This window comes from Streptomyces bikiniensis, from assembly GCF_000716625.1.
In the GTDB taxonomy this organism is placed as follows: Bacteria; Actinomycetota; Actinomycetes; order Streptomycetales; family Streptomycetaceae; genus Streptomyces; species Streptomyces bikiniensis.
Genome location: NZ_JNXJ01000073.1, coordinates 1 through 16,035 on the forward strand (window position 1 = coordinate 1; position 16,035 = coordinate 16,035).

Genomic DNA, 16,035 nt, shown 5'->3' on the forward strand with positions numbered 1-16,035 from the left:
ACGAGATACGCGCAGATCTCCACCTCGGCCTGCTTCAACTCGCCTGCAGCATCATCTGCTTGCGACGCCTACGAACCTCATTCTGAAACGATCAGTAAGGGGCCGGGAGATCGGGGGGCGAGCAGGGTGGGGGAGCACGAGGTCGGGGCTCAGGACGACGCGGCGGACTCCCGGACGGATCCGTCCGGGGCCCGGACGACACCGCCGCGCCTCCCCGCCGCCCCCAGCGCTACGGCGTCCCGGCCGCGACCCTCTGCGGCTTCAAGACTGCGCTCGCCACCACCCTGGTCACCGACAACCGCGAGCACACCCTCCTCGTACCGCTCCTCGCCGCCGTGGCCGGCACCGCCCCGCCCCCGCCCACCGCCCGGCAACCCCCACCACACCACCCACGCCGCTCGTACCGCTCGCACCGATGAGTTTCCGGAACGGAACCGGTCTGCACAGACATGGAAACCCACACACTCGAAACAGCCGGCGCGAGCCTCGTCTACGACGTCCGCGGACCGCTGCCGACCACAGACGGACGCCCACCGCTCCTCATGATCGGGCAGCCCATGGACGCCACCGGCTTCGCCGCGCTCGCCGCGCGCTTCCCCGAGCGGACCGTCGTCACCTACGACCCGCGCGGACTCGGCCGCAGCACCCGCAAGGACGGGCGCGACGACCACACGCCGCAGACACAGGCCGACGACGTGCACGCCGTCATCGAGGCCCTCGGGGCCGGACCGGTCGAGATGTTCGCCAGCAGCGGCGGAGCGATCACCGCGCTCGCCCTCGTGACGGCGCACCCCGCGGACGTGACCACCCTGGTCGCCCACGAGCCGCCGCTGATCACCCTCACCCCGGACCGGGAGGCGGCCGTACGGGCACGGGCCGCGGTCCGGGAGGCCTACGAGCAACGCGGCTGGGGGGCCGGGATGGCCGCGTTCGTGGCCATGACCTCGTGGGAGGGAGAGTTCACCGACGCGTACTTCGCCCGACCGCAGCCCGATCCCGCCTCGTTCGGTCTGCCTGCGCAGGACGACGGCTCACGCGACGACCCGCTCCTGTCCGACCGCTCGTGGGCGGTCAGCAGCTACCGCCCGGACACCGACGCGATCACCGCCGCGCCGACCCGCGTCGTGATCGCCGCGGGCGAGGAGTCCGAGAACCTGCAGACGGGACGCACCTCCGCCGCGACCGCCGAACTCCTCGGACAGCCGCTGACCGTCTTCCCGAGCCACCACGCCGGCTTCTGCGACGGCGAGTTCGGCTACCCGGGAAAACCGGACGAGTTCGCCCACCGACTGCGCCAGGTCCTGGACGCCCCCTCGCAAGCCGACCGCTGACCGAGCGGTTCCCGCCTCGGCGCGCGGCGTCACCGTCTTCCCGCAGGCCAGGAGCAGATCCGGGACCCGGACGCAGGAACGGGCGGGTCACGAAGGAGGGCGCCGGTAACCGTCCTCCGGCTTCGGCGGGTACTCGATCCGATCGGGCTGCCCGTACCAGTCCCCCCCGGTGGACCGCCCGGCCGGGCCGGGGGTTCGGACCGTCCCGACCCGCGTCCCGGTGAATGAGGACCACCACCGCGACGAAGAAGAGGACCGTGCCGAGGACGGTCCACGCCGTCGGGCCGCCCTCGGCGAGTCGTGGCCCGCCCGTGGTCCGGAGGAAGCGACCGAGCCGCCAGACCACCGTCACCAGCACGTACCCGAGCCCCGGGCCGAAAGGCGGGAAGACCAGCCCGAGAGCCGGACGGCCCTTGTCCACGTTCCCGCGACTCATCGCCGCCCCTGTCGTGCCCACCTCGTGCTGCCCCGAGGCGGGGCCCACCCGTCCCCGGCCGACACAACACCGGCTCCAGGAGCCGCAGACAGGGGAGACCCGTACACAACGACCGGCCGGCTCCCGAAGTCCGTCCGGACACCGGAAGGCGTCGCAGTCACCACCTTCGGAGCGATCACGGAACATCGCTTCCACCGCTCCGCTGCCCGCCCCTGCCGACCGCTTCACCGGACGGGCCGGCGACCTCGTCCTTCCGGCGCGCAGGAGCGCCGCGCCCGGCGCCTTCCGGCTGTCGGCGGCGGCTGAAAAGCTGGTCGGCATGGACGGTGACGAACAGCTACCGCACGACCGGGTCCATGGCCACGGCGACCCGAACCCGCGGCCGGACCGGGTCCGCACCGGGCTCGTCGGCGGCTCGAGGGGCGGTCTCCTGACGGACGTCCACGGCCGGCTGCCGGGGGAGGGCGATGACGGCGCCGCCCCGACCACCGGGTTGTCGAAGCGGTCCGGCGGCCGCACCCCGCCACCGGCCATCCGGGTGCCGGCAGGACTCGTCGTCCTCGTCGGACCGCCGGCCTCGGGCAAGACCAGCTTCGTCCGGGCCCTGATCGTGCGCCGGCAGATCGACGCGGAAGCCGTGGTGTCCACCGACGAGATCCGCGCGGAGTTCTTCGGCACCTCGCCCGCCGAAGCGGAATCCGGTGCGGCGGACGCGCTGATCTTCGAGGAACGTGACCGCAGGATCGCCGTAAGACTCGCCGCCGGGCACAGCGCGGTCGCCGAGTCGACGAACGTCACGCCACAGGCGCGCGCACGGCTCATCGCCATCGCCGGACTCTTCGACGCCTCGGTGACCATGCTGCGGTTCGACCCGGACGTCATCGATCTCCTCCAGCAGCACACCGAGCGAGGCCGCACCGACCTCACCGCCGCGGATGTCCGTGCCTACGCCGCCGTCATGACCCGGGAGGCCGGTGCCGATCAGCTCCGCTCCGAGGGCGCGACCGCCGTCCACGATGTCCCCGGACGCCGCGAGGCGATCACGCCCTCCGAGGCAGCCGCGCGCTTCTCCTTCGCCTGACACGTCCGACGCGGAGCCCCTCGCACACGGACCGCTGCGAGGAGCTCTCCATGCCCGTGCCGAGGACGTCCGTCCCCGATGCCGTGCGCCAGGACATGTTGCCGCGTACGCCGTCGCCGAACATGCCGTCGGTGTACGTCACGTAATCGGGGCGAACGCGTCCTTGCCGGACTCCCCGCCGCCGAGAGCGGCCCCCAGGACGCCGATCAGGAGGAACGGACCGAGGGGACATCCGACGACGATCCCGATGATCGCGCCGACCGGAGGCGGACGTGCAGGGCCTTGTGGCCGTTGCTGATCAGTGAGCCCACCGGTTCCAGCTCCTCCGCGGGGACGACCAGCTCGAGGTCGGGGAAACGGCCGAACAGGCCGCGCAACGCAGCGGCGCCCTCCATGCGGGCGAGGGGCGCGCCGAGGCAGTAGTGGACACCGTGACCGAAGGCGAGATGTTCCTTGGAGAGGCGGGTGACGTCGAAGGCATCGGCACTCTCACCGTGCCAGCGGGGGTGACGGTTGGCGGCGGCGTAGGAGGCGAGGATCGCCTCACCCTTGGCGATGACCTGGCCGTCGGGCAGGGTGATGTCGTTGACGGCGTAGCGCAGGGGCAGGTGCGCGACGGCCGGTTCGAGGCGCAGCGTCTCCTCGACGGCGTCGGTCCAGGTGGCGCGTCCGGCTCGGATGTGGGCGAGCTGGTCGCGATGGGTGGCCAGCAGCACGATTCCCTGGTCGATGGTGTCGACGGTGGTCTGGTAGCCGGCGCTGACGACCAGCAGGAGGGTGTCGCGCAGCTCGGCGTCGGACAGGGTGCTGCCGTCCTCGTCCCGGGTGGCGATGAGCAGCGAGGTCATGTCGTCGCCGGGTTCACGTCGCTTGTCGGCGATGAGTCGGTCGAGGACGGTGTACAGCGCGGCGGTATTGGCGTTGGCCTGTTCGGTGGTGAGAGTGGTGTCGAACACCCCGTCGACGACCTTGCGGAAGGCGGTCTGCTGACGGCCTGGAATGCCCATGAGGTGGCCGATGACGGCGATCGGCAGGGGATGGGCGAAGCGCTCACGCAGGTCGACGCTCTCGTCGGCCGGGAGGGCGTCGAGGTCGTCGAGGAGCGTGGTGACGAGGGCGTCGATGACCTCGGACAGGCCCGCGACACGGCGCGCGGTGAACGCGGGGGAGATCATCCGCCGCAGTCGGCGGTGATGGGCGCCGTAGGCGGTGAACATGTTCTCCACCGCCACCCACAAGGCCAGTGGCCAGGTCCGTACGACCTCGGCGAACCGTGGCCAGTGCGCACGGGCGTCCTTGGACACGTCCGGGCTGTTCAGCAGCTTCTTCAGCACGTCGGGATCGGTGACGGACCAGGCCTGCACTCCCAGGACGTCGACGGGGACCGCCGCGCCGTGGGAGCGCAGCAGGACGTTCTCGGCGTGACGGTCCGCGCCGGCGGGATCAAGAACGATCGGGATGCTGGGCAGGTGCGTCATGAGTGGGCTCCTTCGGATTGTGTCGGCGGTGGAGAGGACGACCGGAAGCTGGGCGGGAACAGGGTGGAAGGGACCAGGTGTCAGGTCAACTCGTTCGGAGAGCAAGGGCTTTGCGTCAAGCCGGGATGTTCGGCGGGTGGATGATGGCGGGCCGGCCTCAAGGAGGGCAGAGGGCGGCTCACCGTGCTCCCGTTCTTCCGGCCCGTCGAGACGTGGCGGGACAGGGGCCGGAACGGTCCCGGTCGTCCTGGCCGGCACACGTACGCCGAAGGTGCGGCTGCCGTCGTGGAGCGCCGGTTCGATCAGCCCGGTCCGTCGGTGGCTTCGAGAGGGGTGGGGAAGACGGCCGTGAGGCGCTCCGGGGACAACTCGGCCCTGCCTTCCGGGCCTTCCTTGCCGACCGCGATGTCGGCGTGCACGACGGATCGACGGCCGAGGTTCTCCGTACCGGCAAGGGCGGCCCATCGGCGTGTGAGGCGGCGAAACGCGTGGACGGGTCCGGCGGGACGGCCATGCGCCCGTCCCGCTCGACGCCGGCGGAGAGACGGGGACCGGTGACAGCGGCCGGCGCGAGGGAGACCCCCGGGCCCGGACCGAACTCCAGGCGGCTCTCTCCGGCCGCCGGCCGAAGCGTCTGGAGCGCTTCGAGGGCGGCCTGACCAAAGGCCGACTTCGACGTCGTCCCCCCGCCGCTCGCCGGCCCGCGTACGGGCGTGTCGAGCCGTTCCCCGTCCGCTGCGGCAGCACCGACCCATCACCGTGGACCGGGTCGAGCCACTCCTCCCGGTCCTCCGGATGCGTGCCGTCGAGCAGACGCCACTCGATCGGCTCGACGCCCGGACCGCTCACCCGTACGCATGCGTGGGGAAGCAGCACCTCCCGCGGCACCGACAGCAGCGCCTCGCGCAGCCGGGGACCGCTCAGCACGCCCTCGGTCTCGAGGCGCCCGACCACCACGCCGACACCGGTGGCCTCCTCCACGGCGCAGGGCGTCAGGGCGACCGGTTCCCTTTTCGGCACCTCGTACGGCATCACGGCGAGCAGCCCGGTCAGGGCGTCGCGCTCGTCGGGGTGGCGGACGAGGCGGGCGCCGACGGTCTTGCGGATCGTGGAAGAGCCGGGTGACACGGGTGTCCTCTCGCCTTCGACGCGGGGTGGTGGTGTTTACGGAGCGGCCGGTGGGTCAGCCGCCGCCCGGTGGCCGGACGGTCGGGTGCCGCGGGGGCCGGGGACCGCGTCGGCCATGGGCGTGTGCCCGTACTGGGCGGCCTGGGCGGCGAACATGCCCCGGTACAGACCGTCGGCGCGGGCCATCAGGTCCTCGTGGGTGCCGTCCTCGACGACATGTCCCCGGTCGAGGACGTAGATGTGGTCGGCCTTCATGGTCGCGGCGAGCCGATGGGTGACGAGCACGACCGCGTGCCCCTCCTCGGCCAGGGACCACAAGCCTTGGAACGCAGCGATCTCGGCGTGGGGGTCGAGGGCACTGGTGGGTTCGTCGACCAGCAGGAACGGCGCCTGCCGGTACCGGGTTCGAGCGGACCCCAGCCTCTGCCACTGGCCGCCCGAGAGCTGAACACCGCGCTCGTAACCCTTGAACACGATGGAGTCCCAGCCGTGCGGCAGGCCCTCGATCAGATCGAGCACACCCGCGCCCTCGGCCGCCGTGCGGACGCGGCCCATGTCCCGGGGACGATCGCCGATGCCGATGGCCACGTTCGCGGCGGCCGTCATCTCCCAACGCGGGAAGTCCTGCGCCAGTAGTCCCACGGCACCGAAGACCTGGGCGCGATCCGCCTCGCGGAGCTCGACCCGTCGGTCCGACTCACCCACCCACCACACAGCTCCTTCGGACGGCATCAGCAACCCGGCCAGCACCTTCGTGAGCGTGGTCTTTCCCGAACCGTTCGCACCCACCAGGGCCGTGACCTTCCCCCGGGGCACCCGCACGCTCACACCGTCCAGGGAGGGGCTGTCGGCCCCCGGGTAGGTGAACGACACCTCCTCCGTCCGGACCTCCAGCGCCGGCGCGGGCAGCGGCGTACCGGAGGACGGAATGGCGTTCTCACCCGCCACCTCGATGGCGTCCTCGGTGTCGGTGAGGAACAGCAACTCCTCGTACAAGCGGTTGACCTGCTGCACCAGCGAGGTGAGGCGTGCCGTGGAGGTACGGATGGCGATCACCGCCGTGCCGCCGACGGCGAGCGGCAGACCACCGGAGGCGAGCAGCCACCACAGCACCCCGTAGCAGGCCAGCGACGCGAGCCCGGCGAAGCCACCGGCGATCAGGTCCGTGGAGGCCTGGGCCCGGGCCAGGCGCCGTTGTTCGGCCTCCGTCTGCCGCGACATCTCCTCATAGCTGGACAGCAACTTCTCGCCGGCGGCATGGACGCGGATCTCCCCGGCGGCGTGCGGGCGGGTCAGGTAGGCCAGCAGGGACGCGATCGCCCGACGGTGGTCGACCCAGTTCAGACGGGAGAGGTACTCGCGGCGCGCGGAGCGGACCGCTCCCCACCCCTTGGGCAGGGCGATCGCCAGCAGCATCGGCAGGAGCGTCCAGTGCAGCGCCGCGAGCACGACCGCCGCCGCCACCATGCCGATCACCACGTTGCCCACGCCGACCGACAGCCGGAGCATGTTGCGGGCCGAGTCCGTGCCGAACCTCCCCGCTTCCAGGATCCGTTGGACCTCGGGCCGCTCGGTCGCCTCGACCTCGACATGGGTGACGGCCGTGTAGTACCGGGCGGAGACCGCTCGTTCCACCTGCGGCTCCAGCCGGCCCGACATCGCCGTCGACCACGCCGACAGCACCGCGGTCGCCACCGCCATGACGGCGAGCACCGCCAGCGACGGAAGAGCTTCGCGCAGCTTGTCCGCGGTCGGACCCTCGGCGAAGAGCCGGGTGAGGACGCTGTTGACCGCCACCAGCCCCCAGCCGGCCGTCGCGCCCTGCCCGAGCTGCGCCGCCACGACCCCGGCAAGTGCTCGCCGGTCCGTCTGCCAGCCGGTGCGCAGCACCATGCCCGCCATGCGGGGCAGCGCCGCTGCCATGTGCCCGAAGCCCAGCCGGGTCAAAGGTCCTTCGTGCTGGACGTAGGACTGGTCGTAGCGCAGCCGGCCGCCGTACAGCTCCCGCTCGGCGTCCGAGATGTCGTCCGTGGCCGCGGCCTTCGGCGGGCTGTGGGTTTTGTCGCCGTCCGGTTCGACTGACGTCATGTGCTTCCTTTCGTGAAGGTGACGGGCGCGTCGGCATGCTCAACGGCGCCGCCCCGATTTCGAACACATGTCTTTCGGACGGTCTGCGCGTACCGGCGTTGAGCGGGTCGGCGAAGATGTGTGATGCACCGACCCTTGCCGCGCAAGAGCCTTCAGTCGAAGGCGGGTTGGCCGAAACGCCGATACTCGGGCGCCGTCGGCGAGGGCCGTCGTGAGGGCGTGCGTCTGAGCGGAGGCGGTGTTGTCGCCGTACGGTTCCGGCACAGATCTTGGGGGACCGTTGCGGGGGTGACGACTGCGTTCGATGCAGGGGGCACGAGCCCGAGACCCGTCAGCGTTCACGCGTTCTGGTCCACCACCAGCCGAACACCGCCAACTCGACGGAGTGGGGTTCCGGCAAGGTACGGCGCTCGAATTCCGCGTCGATGCGCGTGATCAGCCGTCCCAGGTCTCTTCGGGCTCCGGGAGGAAGGTGCAGCATCGCCCGCTCCAGGTCGTCACGAGCGTCTTCCACCTCCAGCCCGGGCGAACAGACCTCGGAGGCGTTCAGGTAGCGACCGGGCTGCCCGAAGGCCCGCTCGAAGCGGGAGAGCGCAATCGCGACCGCGTTGGGCCGCATCTCCTGGTCTTCGACCCGGCGGATCGCTGCACGGGTCCGCGCGGAGACGCCGGGGACCCTCAGGACCGGATACTGCCATCGTGGCCGCCACTGCTCTGCACGGACGGCCTTGGGGCGCCTACGCGGCATCGCCCTTTCGGATCAACATGAGGTCATCCTGCCACGGCCGGCCCCCGCCCACATGCCCGCCCGCGGCCGATGCTCATGCTTCTCGGTTCTCGCGCAGGTCTTGAGGGGCGTCTTGGAGCGCGAAGCCGGTGAGCCCGGGCAGCTGACTGGTGTCGACAGCGTCGATCCAGGCAGGGAGCGTGGTGCCGAGGCGGCCGGTGGGGATCGAGGGGCGGATGCGGAACCATCCAGGCGCATGCGCCGGCCCTCGTGACCGTCGCGGACGGACGGCTCCACGCCGGCGCCGAGATCGGAGAGCGCGAGTCGTACCGGGACCGGGTGGTCGTCTTCGACCTCGCGAGCGGCAGCCAGGTCCGGCTGGAGAACGTGGCCGTCGCGGGCGACTTGCGCGCCCTCGACGTGACCGGCGGCCGGGTGACCGTCCTCGCCGACCGCGGCTCCCGGCAGGACGGCCTCGACGGACCGGTGGTACTCGATGCCGCCACCGGTGAGGAGAAGGAGAGCATCGACACCGGCGTCGACGTGGACCGGCACAAGGGCGAACTGGCGGGCGTGCGCGTGTACGAGGACCTGGTCGTCGCCGTGCGCCGGGGCTCGGGAGTGCGCTCCTTCTCGGCGTACACGCGCGACCGACGGGCCGGACCCGGCGGGAATCGTCGGACACGCCCTGGGCGGTGTCCCGCGGATCAAGCGATCGTCTGATCCACGGGACGCCACCTGGGTCATCATGGTGGACATGGAACACAGCTCAAAGGACTGGTGGGCTGGACTGGCGCTCCTCGTGGCGGTGAGCGCGGCAAGTGTCGTTCTACTCAGCCTGCTGCTGGCCGCCGTGGTCGACGGCGACGACCAGTCGGTCAGCGGGCTGCTCGTGATCGTTCCCAGTATGGTGCTCGGGCTGGTCTCGGCCCGGATTCACCGGCGCGGCCGTACGCCGACGAACACGGACTGACCTGGCTTCTCTGTGGTGCCGGCGTTCCCACCGGCACCACAGAAGCGCATCCACGCGGGTTTCGCCCTCGGCGGTCCGTCTCCTTCTCCGGTGCACGTCCGGTCCCTCTCCCCGACTGCTGCACGGGACATGACGGATGACTCCGGTGATCCGCCCCACCCGAGACTGCGTACCGAGAAGGTTCAGCCGGGTCCCTGGTGGGTGACGACTGCGCCCAGGAGGATGTCCACCTCGTGGAGGCGGACCGACCGCCGGGTGAGGTGCATGCTTCCGGGGCTTCGAGGACTTTCACGACCGGAGGCACCCTGATCGATCGTCGGCCGAGGTGTCGTTCCCTGTCGCAGCCCGTGGCTGTCAGTCCGGGACACCGGTCTCGCCGGGCAGCGGCCGGGGGTCCAGAGGACGGACGGCAGGGCCTTGGATCACGGAGCCATCGGTGTCGAACCGGGATCCGTGGCAAGGGCACTCCCAGGCCCGTTCGGCGTCGTTGAAGTGGACGAGACACCCCAGGTGGGTACAGCGCGCGGACACGGCGTGAGCCGTGCCGCTCTCGTCGCGATAGACCGCGCAGCGCCGGCCGCCGACCCGCACGACCGCCCCCGAGCCGGGCGCGATGTCGTCGACGCTGTCCACATGGGAGGCGCGCAGCCGGTCACCGACGAAGTGCTTGAGGGCGGACCCCTGAATCTTGAGGAGGGAGGGCGTCTCCCGGGGGTGCAGGCGCCGCGGGTCGTACAGGGAGGTCCAGGGCAGCTCCTCGCCCGTGATGCACGCGGTCAGGAGCCGGCCCGACATGACGCCGTTGCTCATGCCCCAGCCGCCGAATCCGGTCGCCACGTACACGTGCCGAGCGCCGGGGTGGAAGCGTCCGACGTACGGCACCCGGTCGGTGGTCGTGTTGTCCTGCGCCGCCCACCGGTGGGTGATCCGCGCGGACGGGAAACGCTCTTCGGTCCAGGCGGCGAGCCGCTCGTAACGCTCACTCACCTCGCCGTCACCGGGCTTGAACTTCTCCCCGGTGACGATGAGCAGCCGCTGGTTCTCGCCGTGGGGAGCGGTGCGCACCGACCGGGTGTTCTGCTCCTGCGTGATGTACATGCCTCCCGGGTCGCGGTCGGCGGGAACGGTCGCCGCGACGACGAGCTCACGGTGGGGTTCGAGCCGGGAGAACAGCAGCGCGCGGTCGAACACCGGGTAGTGCGTGGCCACCACGACGTCACGGGCGACGATCTCCGCTCCGGCTTCGGTGGTGAGCCGGCACGGCTCGCCCTCGTCCAGGGAGACGACCCGGGTGCGTTCGTACACCTTCCCTCCCCGGCCGACGAGGTCGGCGACGAGCGCCAGGAGGTACTTGCGTGGATGGAACTGCGCCTGTCCCTCCATCCGGACGGCGCCCGCCACGGGGTACGGCAGGCCGGTGTCCGTCACGAACGACGCCGCCAGTCCGGCTTCGCGCGCCGCGTCCGCCTCGGCCCTGAGCTGGTCGACCGCTTCCGTCGACTCGGCGTACGCGTATCCCGGCAGGCGCTCGAGGTCGCAGTCGATTCCCAGCTCCGCCGCGACGCGCTCGACGTACTCGACGGCCTCCTGCTGCGATCGCGCGTACTGCCGAGCGCCTTCCGCACCGAATGACTTGCGCAGCTGTGCGTAGACGAGTCCGTGCTGGGCGGAGAGCTTCGCCGTGGTGTACCCGGTGACGCCGGCTGCGACGCGGTCGGCTTCCAGCAGGGCGACGCTCCGGCCGGTCCGTGCCAGTTCCCACGCCGTGCAGATGCCGGCGACGCCGGCGCCGACCACCGCGACGTCGACCTCCAGATCATCGGTCAGGCCGGGGTGCCGGGGGCCTTCTGCGGTCTCCATCCAGTACGACTCGTAAGTACCGGGCAATCGTGTCATGTCGGCGTTCTCCTGTCGTAGGTGTCTTCGGGCGCCGCTGCACGCGGCAGACGGGGCGTGGTCGATGGACGAGGTCGGCCTGTGGACCGGACGCCCCCCTGGATCTGCGGGCGCCGATGTCTGCTCGGTCGCTGTGCCGGACAACGGCGTCGCGACCGGATCACGGACGGAGGCGATCCCGACGACCCCGGTGTACGGCTCCCATGCCGTTCGCTCCAAGGGGGTGCCCTCCGCACGATCCTCGGTGTTCTCGGCCCCCTTCCGGCTCCGCCTCGACAGCAGCCGGAAGCTCTCCGGTACCCGTTCCACCCAGTGGTATCCCTCTTTGGCGCCCGCCATACCAGGCACGACACGCCCTTGCCCCTGACTTTCCGAGCCGGGGCGAGCCCCCGGTTCCCCGGTCTCGAACGTGGGTACGGTGGTTCCTCCGGGTCAGCCGGACGAGGCCCCGGTGGGGACCGGGGCTGGTCGAGCGTTCGGGACGAAGCGGGAATTCAGCGTGAGGCAGGAATTCAGGGCGAAGCGGGAAGAGTCCGCTACGTGGTGCTTGCAGGCGTCGGCCGACACGTCGGGGGTGGCGCCGTAGAGCGATGACGCTCCGGGTCGGTCCCGAGCTGTGTCCCGCTCGGCGGGACGCGGACGAGAGGGTCGGGCCCCTCTTCCCGCCGGGAGGGACGCGTACCGGAGTGGCCTTCTCTTGCTGGTCGGCGCGGTGTGGCGGGGTGGTCCCGATGAATGTCGGTCTGATCAGACGTGGTCAGATGTACCGCTGCTCCCTGCGGCAGGACGTCGTCGGCGGCTGCCTCCGCCCCGTCCGCACCCCCTCGGAACAGCCCGGGTACAGGTGGGCGTTCCGTCGGGCCGGTGGAGGGGACGCGACAGGGCCGACCCCGGCCTGCGCCCCGGGGCGATCGTCACCGAGGACGAGCTGCGCCAGTCGTTCGGCCAGGGCCGGAACCCCACTGCTCCACGACCACGTCCCGGTGTCCCTGCGGGGGCCGCGGCCGGACGGGAAGTGGGGCGCGGTGCACTCCACGACCCTGCTGGAGAACGTGGTCGCGGCCTCCTCCCTCTGCGGTCGGGAGATCCACCCGTGCCGCCAGCGGCCGGAGCACGAATACGTCACCGCCGTCGACGAGGACGGCAACCTCGAGTTCGGGCCCGTCGTCTCCGAGGAGGCCCGCACGAAGCTGAGCCGGATCGCCGTCCGCATGACGCGCCCGCCGAAGCCGAGGGCACGAACGCTCGCGCAGTTGCGCGCCGGCTGGCGGGCGAGCGCGAAGGAGTTCCCGGGGAGGCCGCCGATCTCGTCGACACGCTGTCGGAGCGGGCCCGGGCCGCGGCCGCAGCGATCCGCGCCCGTGTCGCCGAGACCCTGGACGTCGCCCTGGCGGCCCTCGACGGCAGCGCGATGGTGTTCATGATGAGCAGCAACGGGCTTCTCCACCGCCGCCACCCGCTTGCCGGGGCCCGGCGCGTCCTCGCCCTGGTCCAGCGCGGCCGCCGCCGCGAGCCGGGTCCGGACGGCGAGATCGTGAACGCGGCCGTCGCGACGTACCACCTGGACATCACCGAGCCGAAGAGCACTCGCGGGCTCCTGGCGGACTACCGGCCTCACGCCGCCCGCCGGGCCCATCCCACCGCGTCCCGGCCCGCGCCCGTCGGCGCTCACCGGAAGCGACCTCCAGTGCCGACCACCGGCCCCGGGTCGGCCTCACCGCCCCGGACGCTCCGCCCCTGCCGGTTGAGTGCGTCCGGCCACACCCCGTCAGCTCAAGGCGCTGCTGCTGCCGCACCAGCAGGGCACCGACCCTGTCCGCCGCGCGCCGCGCAACCTGCTCGCCGAATCCCCGGCCCTGGTGGGCCGGACTCACCGCGCCCGGCAGAGCCACTGGTACTGCACCCCGGCGGGCCTTGCCGAAGCGGCCGCCTCCGGCGAACTCGCCTCGCCGGTCGGCAGGACGACGGGCAAGCGCGTTGCGGTCGGCGAGACCGGCGAGACGGTGGAGCCTCAGTCGACGAGGACGGTGGACGACCGGCTGTCGACGAGCTGCTCTCCCCGGACAGGGCCGAGGGACCGCCCTGGAGGACGGGATCACCGACCGTCCCGGCTGTGACAAGCACGATCCGGCAGGGAGGAACGGCGGCAACTCGCGTGACGCCACCCGCGCGAAGACCGTGCTGACCCACGTCGGCCCCTCCGGTGGCGGGCGGCGAACCGGACCGGCACGGGCGGTTGCCCGGAGACCTCCGGACAACCGCCCCGCTCCTCGTGGCGCGCTGCAGGTCAGTCCTCCAGGGCCTGCTCGACGCTGGGATGGCAGGCGACGACGGTGTCGACGCCGACCAGACTCAGGACACGCTGGACGGCCGTCTGGGCAGCCGCGATCCGCAGCCAGCCCCCTGCTTCGCTCACGTCCCGGTGGGCGGAGATGAAGACGTTGAGACCGCTGGAGTCCATGAAGGTCACACCCTGAAGGTCCGCCACGATCCGTGGCGGTGCCGCGATGCCGCCCTGGCCCAGCAGGGCTTCCTCGAGGACGTCCCTGGTGGTGTGGTCGATCTCGCCCTGCAGGGCCACGACACGGACATCGCCGACCGCGCGGTGCGCGACCGACAGCCGGACGGTCCCCTCCGCTTTGTCGTTGCTGCTCATCGTCTCCTCGACTACGTCTGGAATCCCCCGAAGCACGGGGAGGGCGCGGACGATTCTGCCCCATCGGCCCCATCGGCAAATACCCGGGCCGATGGGACCGGCCGGGAGCGCGGCGCAGGGACCAGCCGGCCGAGCCGGTCGTCGGCGAGCCGGCCACCAACGCCCACGGATACGCCCCCGGACCGGCCCTGATGGAGTTGCGCCTCGGCGCCGTCCGCGTGGACATCGTCGCGCGGAACAGCGACCCGGCCGTTCCGGCGACCCGCACCGCAGATCCGGGGCGGGTCGGCCGGCACGGTCTGGAGATCATCAAGGCGGTGTTCGAGGAACCGTTCATCGAGCAGGGGCCGGTCGGCAAGCGCATCACCGCCCGCCCCACCCCGGCCGATGCTTCCACCCCGACCTGGAAGCGAAACGCGACAACAGCCTCCGGGACTTTTCCGAAGCGGCCGTCTCGTCTCTCACCCGTCCCGGCGCTCGTCCCGACGCCCGTCCCGATGGCGGCATCGTCCCCGTCGTCGAGCCGGCGGCCGCCTCCTGCCCACCGGCCCGGGGCGACCCGGTCCTGCGCGAGACACGTCGCGCCGAGCCGAAACCTTGCCCTGCGGCAACCGTCCGGTCCGTTCACTGTTTCGTGTGCGGGGGTGGGTGTGGGACTCTGAAGGGACACGAGACCGGCCGGCGCCGTGGGCGGCGGCCTTTGGGATGTGGGAGTTGCCCCCACTCCGGGCACCCGGATCCCGCCATCGTCGTTCACCCCTCCCCTTCCGGTCAGGGGTGTTTCGTCCATGGGCTCACCAACCCCCGGAAGGGGGCGCGCCCTGCATGAACATCACCATCACGATCACCGGTACCACTGCCCGCATCACCCCGCGGGGTGAAATCGACTACGACACCCTGCCCCCGCTGCGCGCCGCCGTGGACCGGTTACCGCTCCGCGTCACCGACCTGCTGTGGGACCTGGAACACCTGTCCTTCACCGACGTCGCGGGCCTGCACCTGCTGTTCGGCCCGGCCCCGCAGGACGGCCCGCAGCGCAGGACGACGGCGACAGGGCTGCAGGACCAGCCTCTGCAGCTCTTGCTGCTGGCCGCCGACCTGTTCCCCACGGCCTACGACGTGACGCGGCTGATACCCGACACCCCCGCCGGCCTGGTGACCCGTATGCCCTGAGCGGCCTCGGAACGCGGCTTCCTCTACCAGGGCGTCGTAGAACCGCGTCCACCGGCGCCGGACGTACCGATGGGCGCCCCGCCCGCTGCCGCCCCCTCGCGGAACTGACCGTTCCCTCATCTCCGGAAGACGGGGTGTGGGCGACGGAAGGGGGCGTACGGGGGGTGAGCGCATGGGTTCGCCCGGACCGGAAAGGTCCTGTCGGCCTCCCCCCAGCAGGATGTCGGGTGGTCAAACGGTCCGCACGGCATTTGTGCGGACCGTTTGCCGTTCACCGTCATCGGGACGGATCGGCCCTGCGCGATCCCGGCGGCCGAGGGCATGTTCTCGGAGTGTGAGACCAGTACGTCCGCATGGCGGTCCTGGAGGGCGAGGTCGATCCCGGCCCGGGACGGCACCACGTACATACCGTCGATCTCATGGTGCTCATGGCTCCTGCCCGGATGCGACGGCCACACCTCCACCCGGCGCCCGTGCTTCGTCGGGGGGCGCACCATCGGATGCAGCATCCCCTGTGATCCGGCGGTGCGGTCCGGCAGATACCCGTGCCCCCGCGCCATGACCGGCAACCACCCCACCGGCCCTACCACGGCGGCCTGACGTGACGAGCTGTCCGCATCAGGACGCGGAATCCTGTGCGGTGCATCGCGGCGGAGTCGTCCGAGGCGGGCAAACCGAGTAGGGGCCAGCGGGCCGGGTAGTCGCGTTGCGTGAACGTGAAGGAGGACGGGTCCAGTGGAACTCGATGCCGGTTATGACAGTGGTGCCCAGCCCTTTTCGGAAGGGCATCTGGTGCGCGCCGATTACACGTTGGAGGGCGGTGGCGGCCGTATCGGGGTCGCCAGGCGTCACGCCGTGGCTTTTGTGGACCGGATGCGCACCGAGTACGGCCTGCAGGTGTCGCAGCGGGTGCGGGAGTCGATCGAGCTGGTCGTCAGCGAACTGGTCACCAACGCCCACAAGTACGCTCTGGGGCCCGTCCTGATGCAGTTGCGCGTCGGCGCCGACGGTGTGGACGTCGTGGTGTGGGACAGCGACCCGGCCGTTCCGGTGGTGCGCGGCGCGGAT

At 71.5% G+C, this 16,035-nt stretch carries 11 protein-coding genes and 1 pseudogene; 7 read left to right on the top strand and 5 right to left on the bottom strand.

Annotated features, from left to right (window positions below; all coding sequences use genetic code 11):
• Positions 1 to 449 precede the first annotated feature (449 nt).
• On the top strand, positions 450 to 1,331 hold the full coding sequence (locus OO47_RS31880; RefSeq protein WP_030223003.1) for an alpha/beta fold hydrolase: 882 nt from the start codon (positions 450 to 452) through the stop codon (positions 1,329 to 1,331).
• A gap of 755 nt (positions 1,332 to 2,086) precedes the next feature.
• Positions 2,087 to 2,848, top strand: coding sequence for an ATP-binding protein (locus OO47_RS31890; protein ID WP_234323371.1), 762 nt, complete (start codon positions 2,087 to 2,089; stop codon positions 2,846 to 2,848).
• Between the two features lie 206 nt (positions 2,849 to 3,054).
• Here OO47_RS31890 and OO47_RS31895 read toward each other — a convergent pair whose 3' ends face one another.
• From OO47_RS31895 to OO47_RS31910, 3 genes are all read right to left on the bottom strand, one after another.
• Complete coding sequence (locus tag OO47_RS31895; RefSeq protein WP_051716413.1) at positions 3,055 to 4,326, bottom strand: cytochrome P450 family protein; 1,272 nt, start codon at positions 4,324 to 4,326, stop codon at positions 3,055 to 3,057.
• Between the two features lie 1,164 nt (positions 4,327 to 5,490).
• Complete coding sequence (locus OO47_RS31905; RefSeq protein ID WP_078490110.1) at positions 5,491 to 7,542, bottom strand: ABC transporter ATP-binding protein; 2,052 nt, start codon at positions 7,540 to 7,542, stop codon at positions 5,491 to 5,493.
• A gap of 331 nt (positions 7,543 to 7,873) precedes the next feature.
• Positions 7,874 to 8,161: a hypothetical protein gene (locus OO47_RS31910; protein ID WP_030223016.1), complete on the bottom strand. Its 288-nt coding sequence runs from the start codon at positions 8,159 to 8,161 to the stop codon at positions 7,874 to 7,876.
• A 378-nt stretch (positions 8,162 to 8,539) separates the two neighbouring features.
• On the opposite strand from OO47_RS31910, the gene OO47_RS37095 reads away from it, so the two are divergent.
• Both OO47_RS37095 and OO47_RS31920 read left to right on the top strand, forming a co-directional pair.
• Positions 8,540 to 8,992 carry a hypothetical protein gene (locus tag OO47_RS37095; protein ID WP_030223020.1) on the top strand — a complete coding sequence of 151 codons (453 nt, stop codon included), beginning with the start codon at positions 8,540 to 8,542 and terminating at the stop codon, positions 8,990 to 8,992.
• Between the two features lie 34 nt (positions 8,993 to 9,026).
• Positions 9,027 to 9,242, top strand: coding sequence for a hypothetical protein (locus OO47_RS31920; protein ID WP_158708739.1), 216 nt, complete (start codon positions 9,027 to 9,029; stop codon positions 9,240 to 9,242).
• Between the two features lie 354 nt (positions 9,243 to 9,596).
• Here the strand turns inward: OO47_RS31920 and OO47_RS38545 are convergent, their stop codons facing one another.
• Positions 9,597 to 11,138 (bottom strand): FAD-dependent oxidoreductase, encoded by a 1,542-nt coding sequence (locus tag OO47_RS38545; protein WP_030223026.1) that lies wholly within the window; start codon positions 11,136 to 11,138, stop codon positions 9,597 to 9,599.
• Positions 11,139 to 12,886: 1,748 nt separating this feature from the next.
• Here OO47_RS38545 and OO47_RS35770 point away from each other — a divergent pair.
• Complete coding sequence (locus tag OO47_RS35770) at positions 12,887 to 13,255, top strand: hypothetical protein (RefSeq protein ID WP_234323372.1); 369 nt, start codon at positions 12,887 to 12,889, stop codon at positions 13,253 to 13,255.
• Positions 13,256 to 13,425: 170 nt separating this feature from the next.
• Here the strand turns inward: OO47_RS35770 and OO47_RS31935 are convergent, their stop codons facing one another.
• On the bottom strand, positions 13,426 to 13,794 hold the full coding sequence (locus OO47_RS31935; protein WP_030223032.1) for an STAS domain-containing protein: 369 nt from the start codon (positions 13,792 to 13,794) through the stop codon (positions 13,426 to 13,428).
• 825 nt (positions 13,795 to 14,619) lie between these two features.
• On the opposite strand from OO47_RS31935, the gene OO47_RS31940 reads away from it, so the two are divergent.
• Together OO47_RS31940 and OO47_RS31950 are read left to right on the top strand one after the other, a co-directional pair.
• Entirely contained in the window at positions 14,620 to 14,967 is a 348-nt protein-coding gene (locus OO47_RS31940; RefSeq protein WP_030223033.1) for an STAS domain-containing protein, read from the top strand.
• Between the two features lie 735 nt (positions 14,968 to 15,702).
• Positions 15,703 to 16,035: pseudogene (locus OO47_RS31950) on the top strand (ATP-binding protein); the annotation flags it as partial.

Excerpts from the sequence above, each read along its gene's own strand:
- OO47_RS31880 (WP_030223003.1), top strand. The coding sequence starts at position 450 with ATGGAAACCCACACACTCGAAACAGCCGGCGCGAGCCTCGTCTACGAC.
- OO47_RS31890 (WP_234323371.1), top strand. The coding sequence starts at position 2,087 with ATGGACGGTGACGAACAGCTACCGCACGACCGGGTCCATGGCCACGGC.
- OO47_RS31895 (WP_051716413.1), bottom strand. The coding sequence starts at position 4,326 with ATGACGCACCTGCCCAGCATCCCGATCGTTCTTGATCCCGCCGGCGCG.
- OO47_RS31905 (WP_078490110.1), bottom strand. The coding sequence starts at position 7,542 with ATGACGTCAGTCGAACCGGACGGCGACAAAACCCACAGCCCGCCGAAG.
- OO47_RS31910 (WP_030223016.1), bottom strand. The coding sequence starts at position 8,161 with ATGCGGCCCAACGCGGTCGCGATTGCGCTCTCCCGCTTCGAGCGGGCC.
- OO47_RS31920 (WP_158708739.1), top strand. The coding sequence starts at position 9,027 with ATGGAACACAGCTCAAAGGACTGGTGGGCTGGACTGGCGCTCCTCGTG.
- OO47_RS38545 (WP_030223026.1), bottom strand. The coding sequence starts at position 11,138 with ATGACACGATTGCCCGGTACTTACGAGTCGTACTGGATGGAGACCGCA.
- OO47_RS31935 (WP_030223032.1), bottom strand. The coding sequence starts at position 13,794 with ATGAGCAGCAACGACAAAGCGGAGGGGACCGTCCGGCTGTCGGTCGCG.
- OO47_RS31940 (WP_030223033.1), top strand. The coding sequence starts at position 14,620 with ATGAACATCACCATCACGATCACCGGTACCACTGCCCGCATCACCCCG.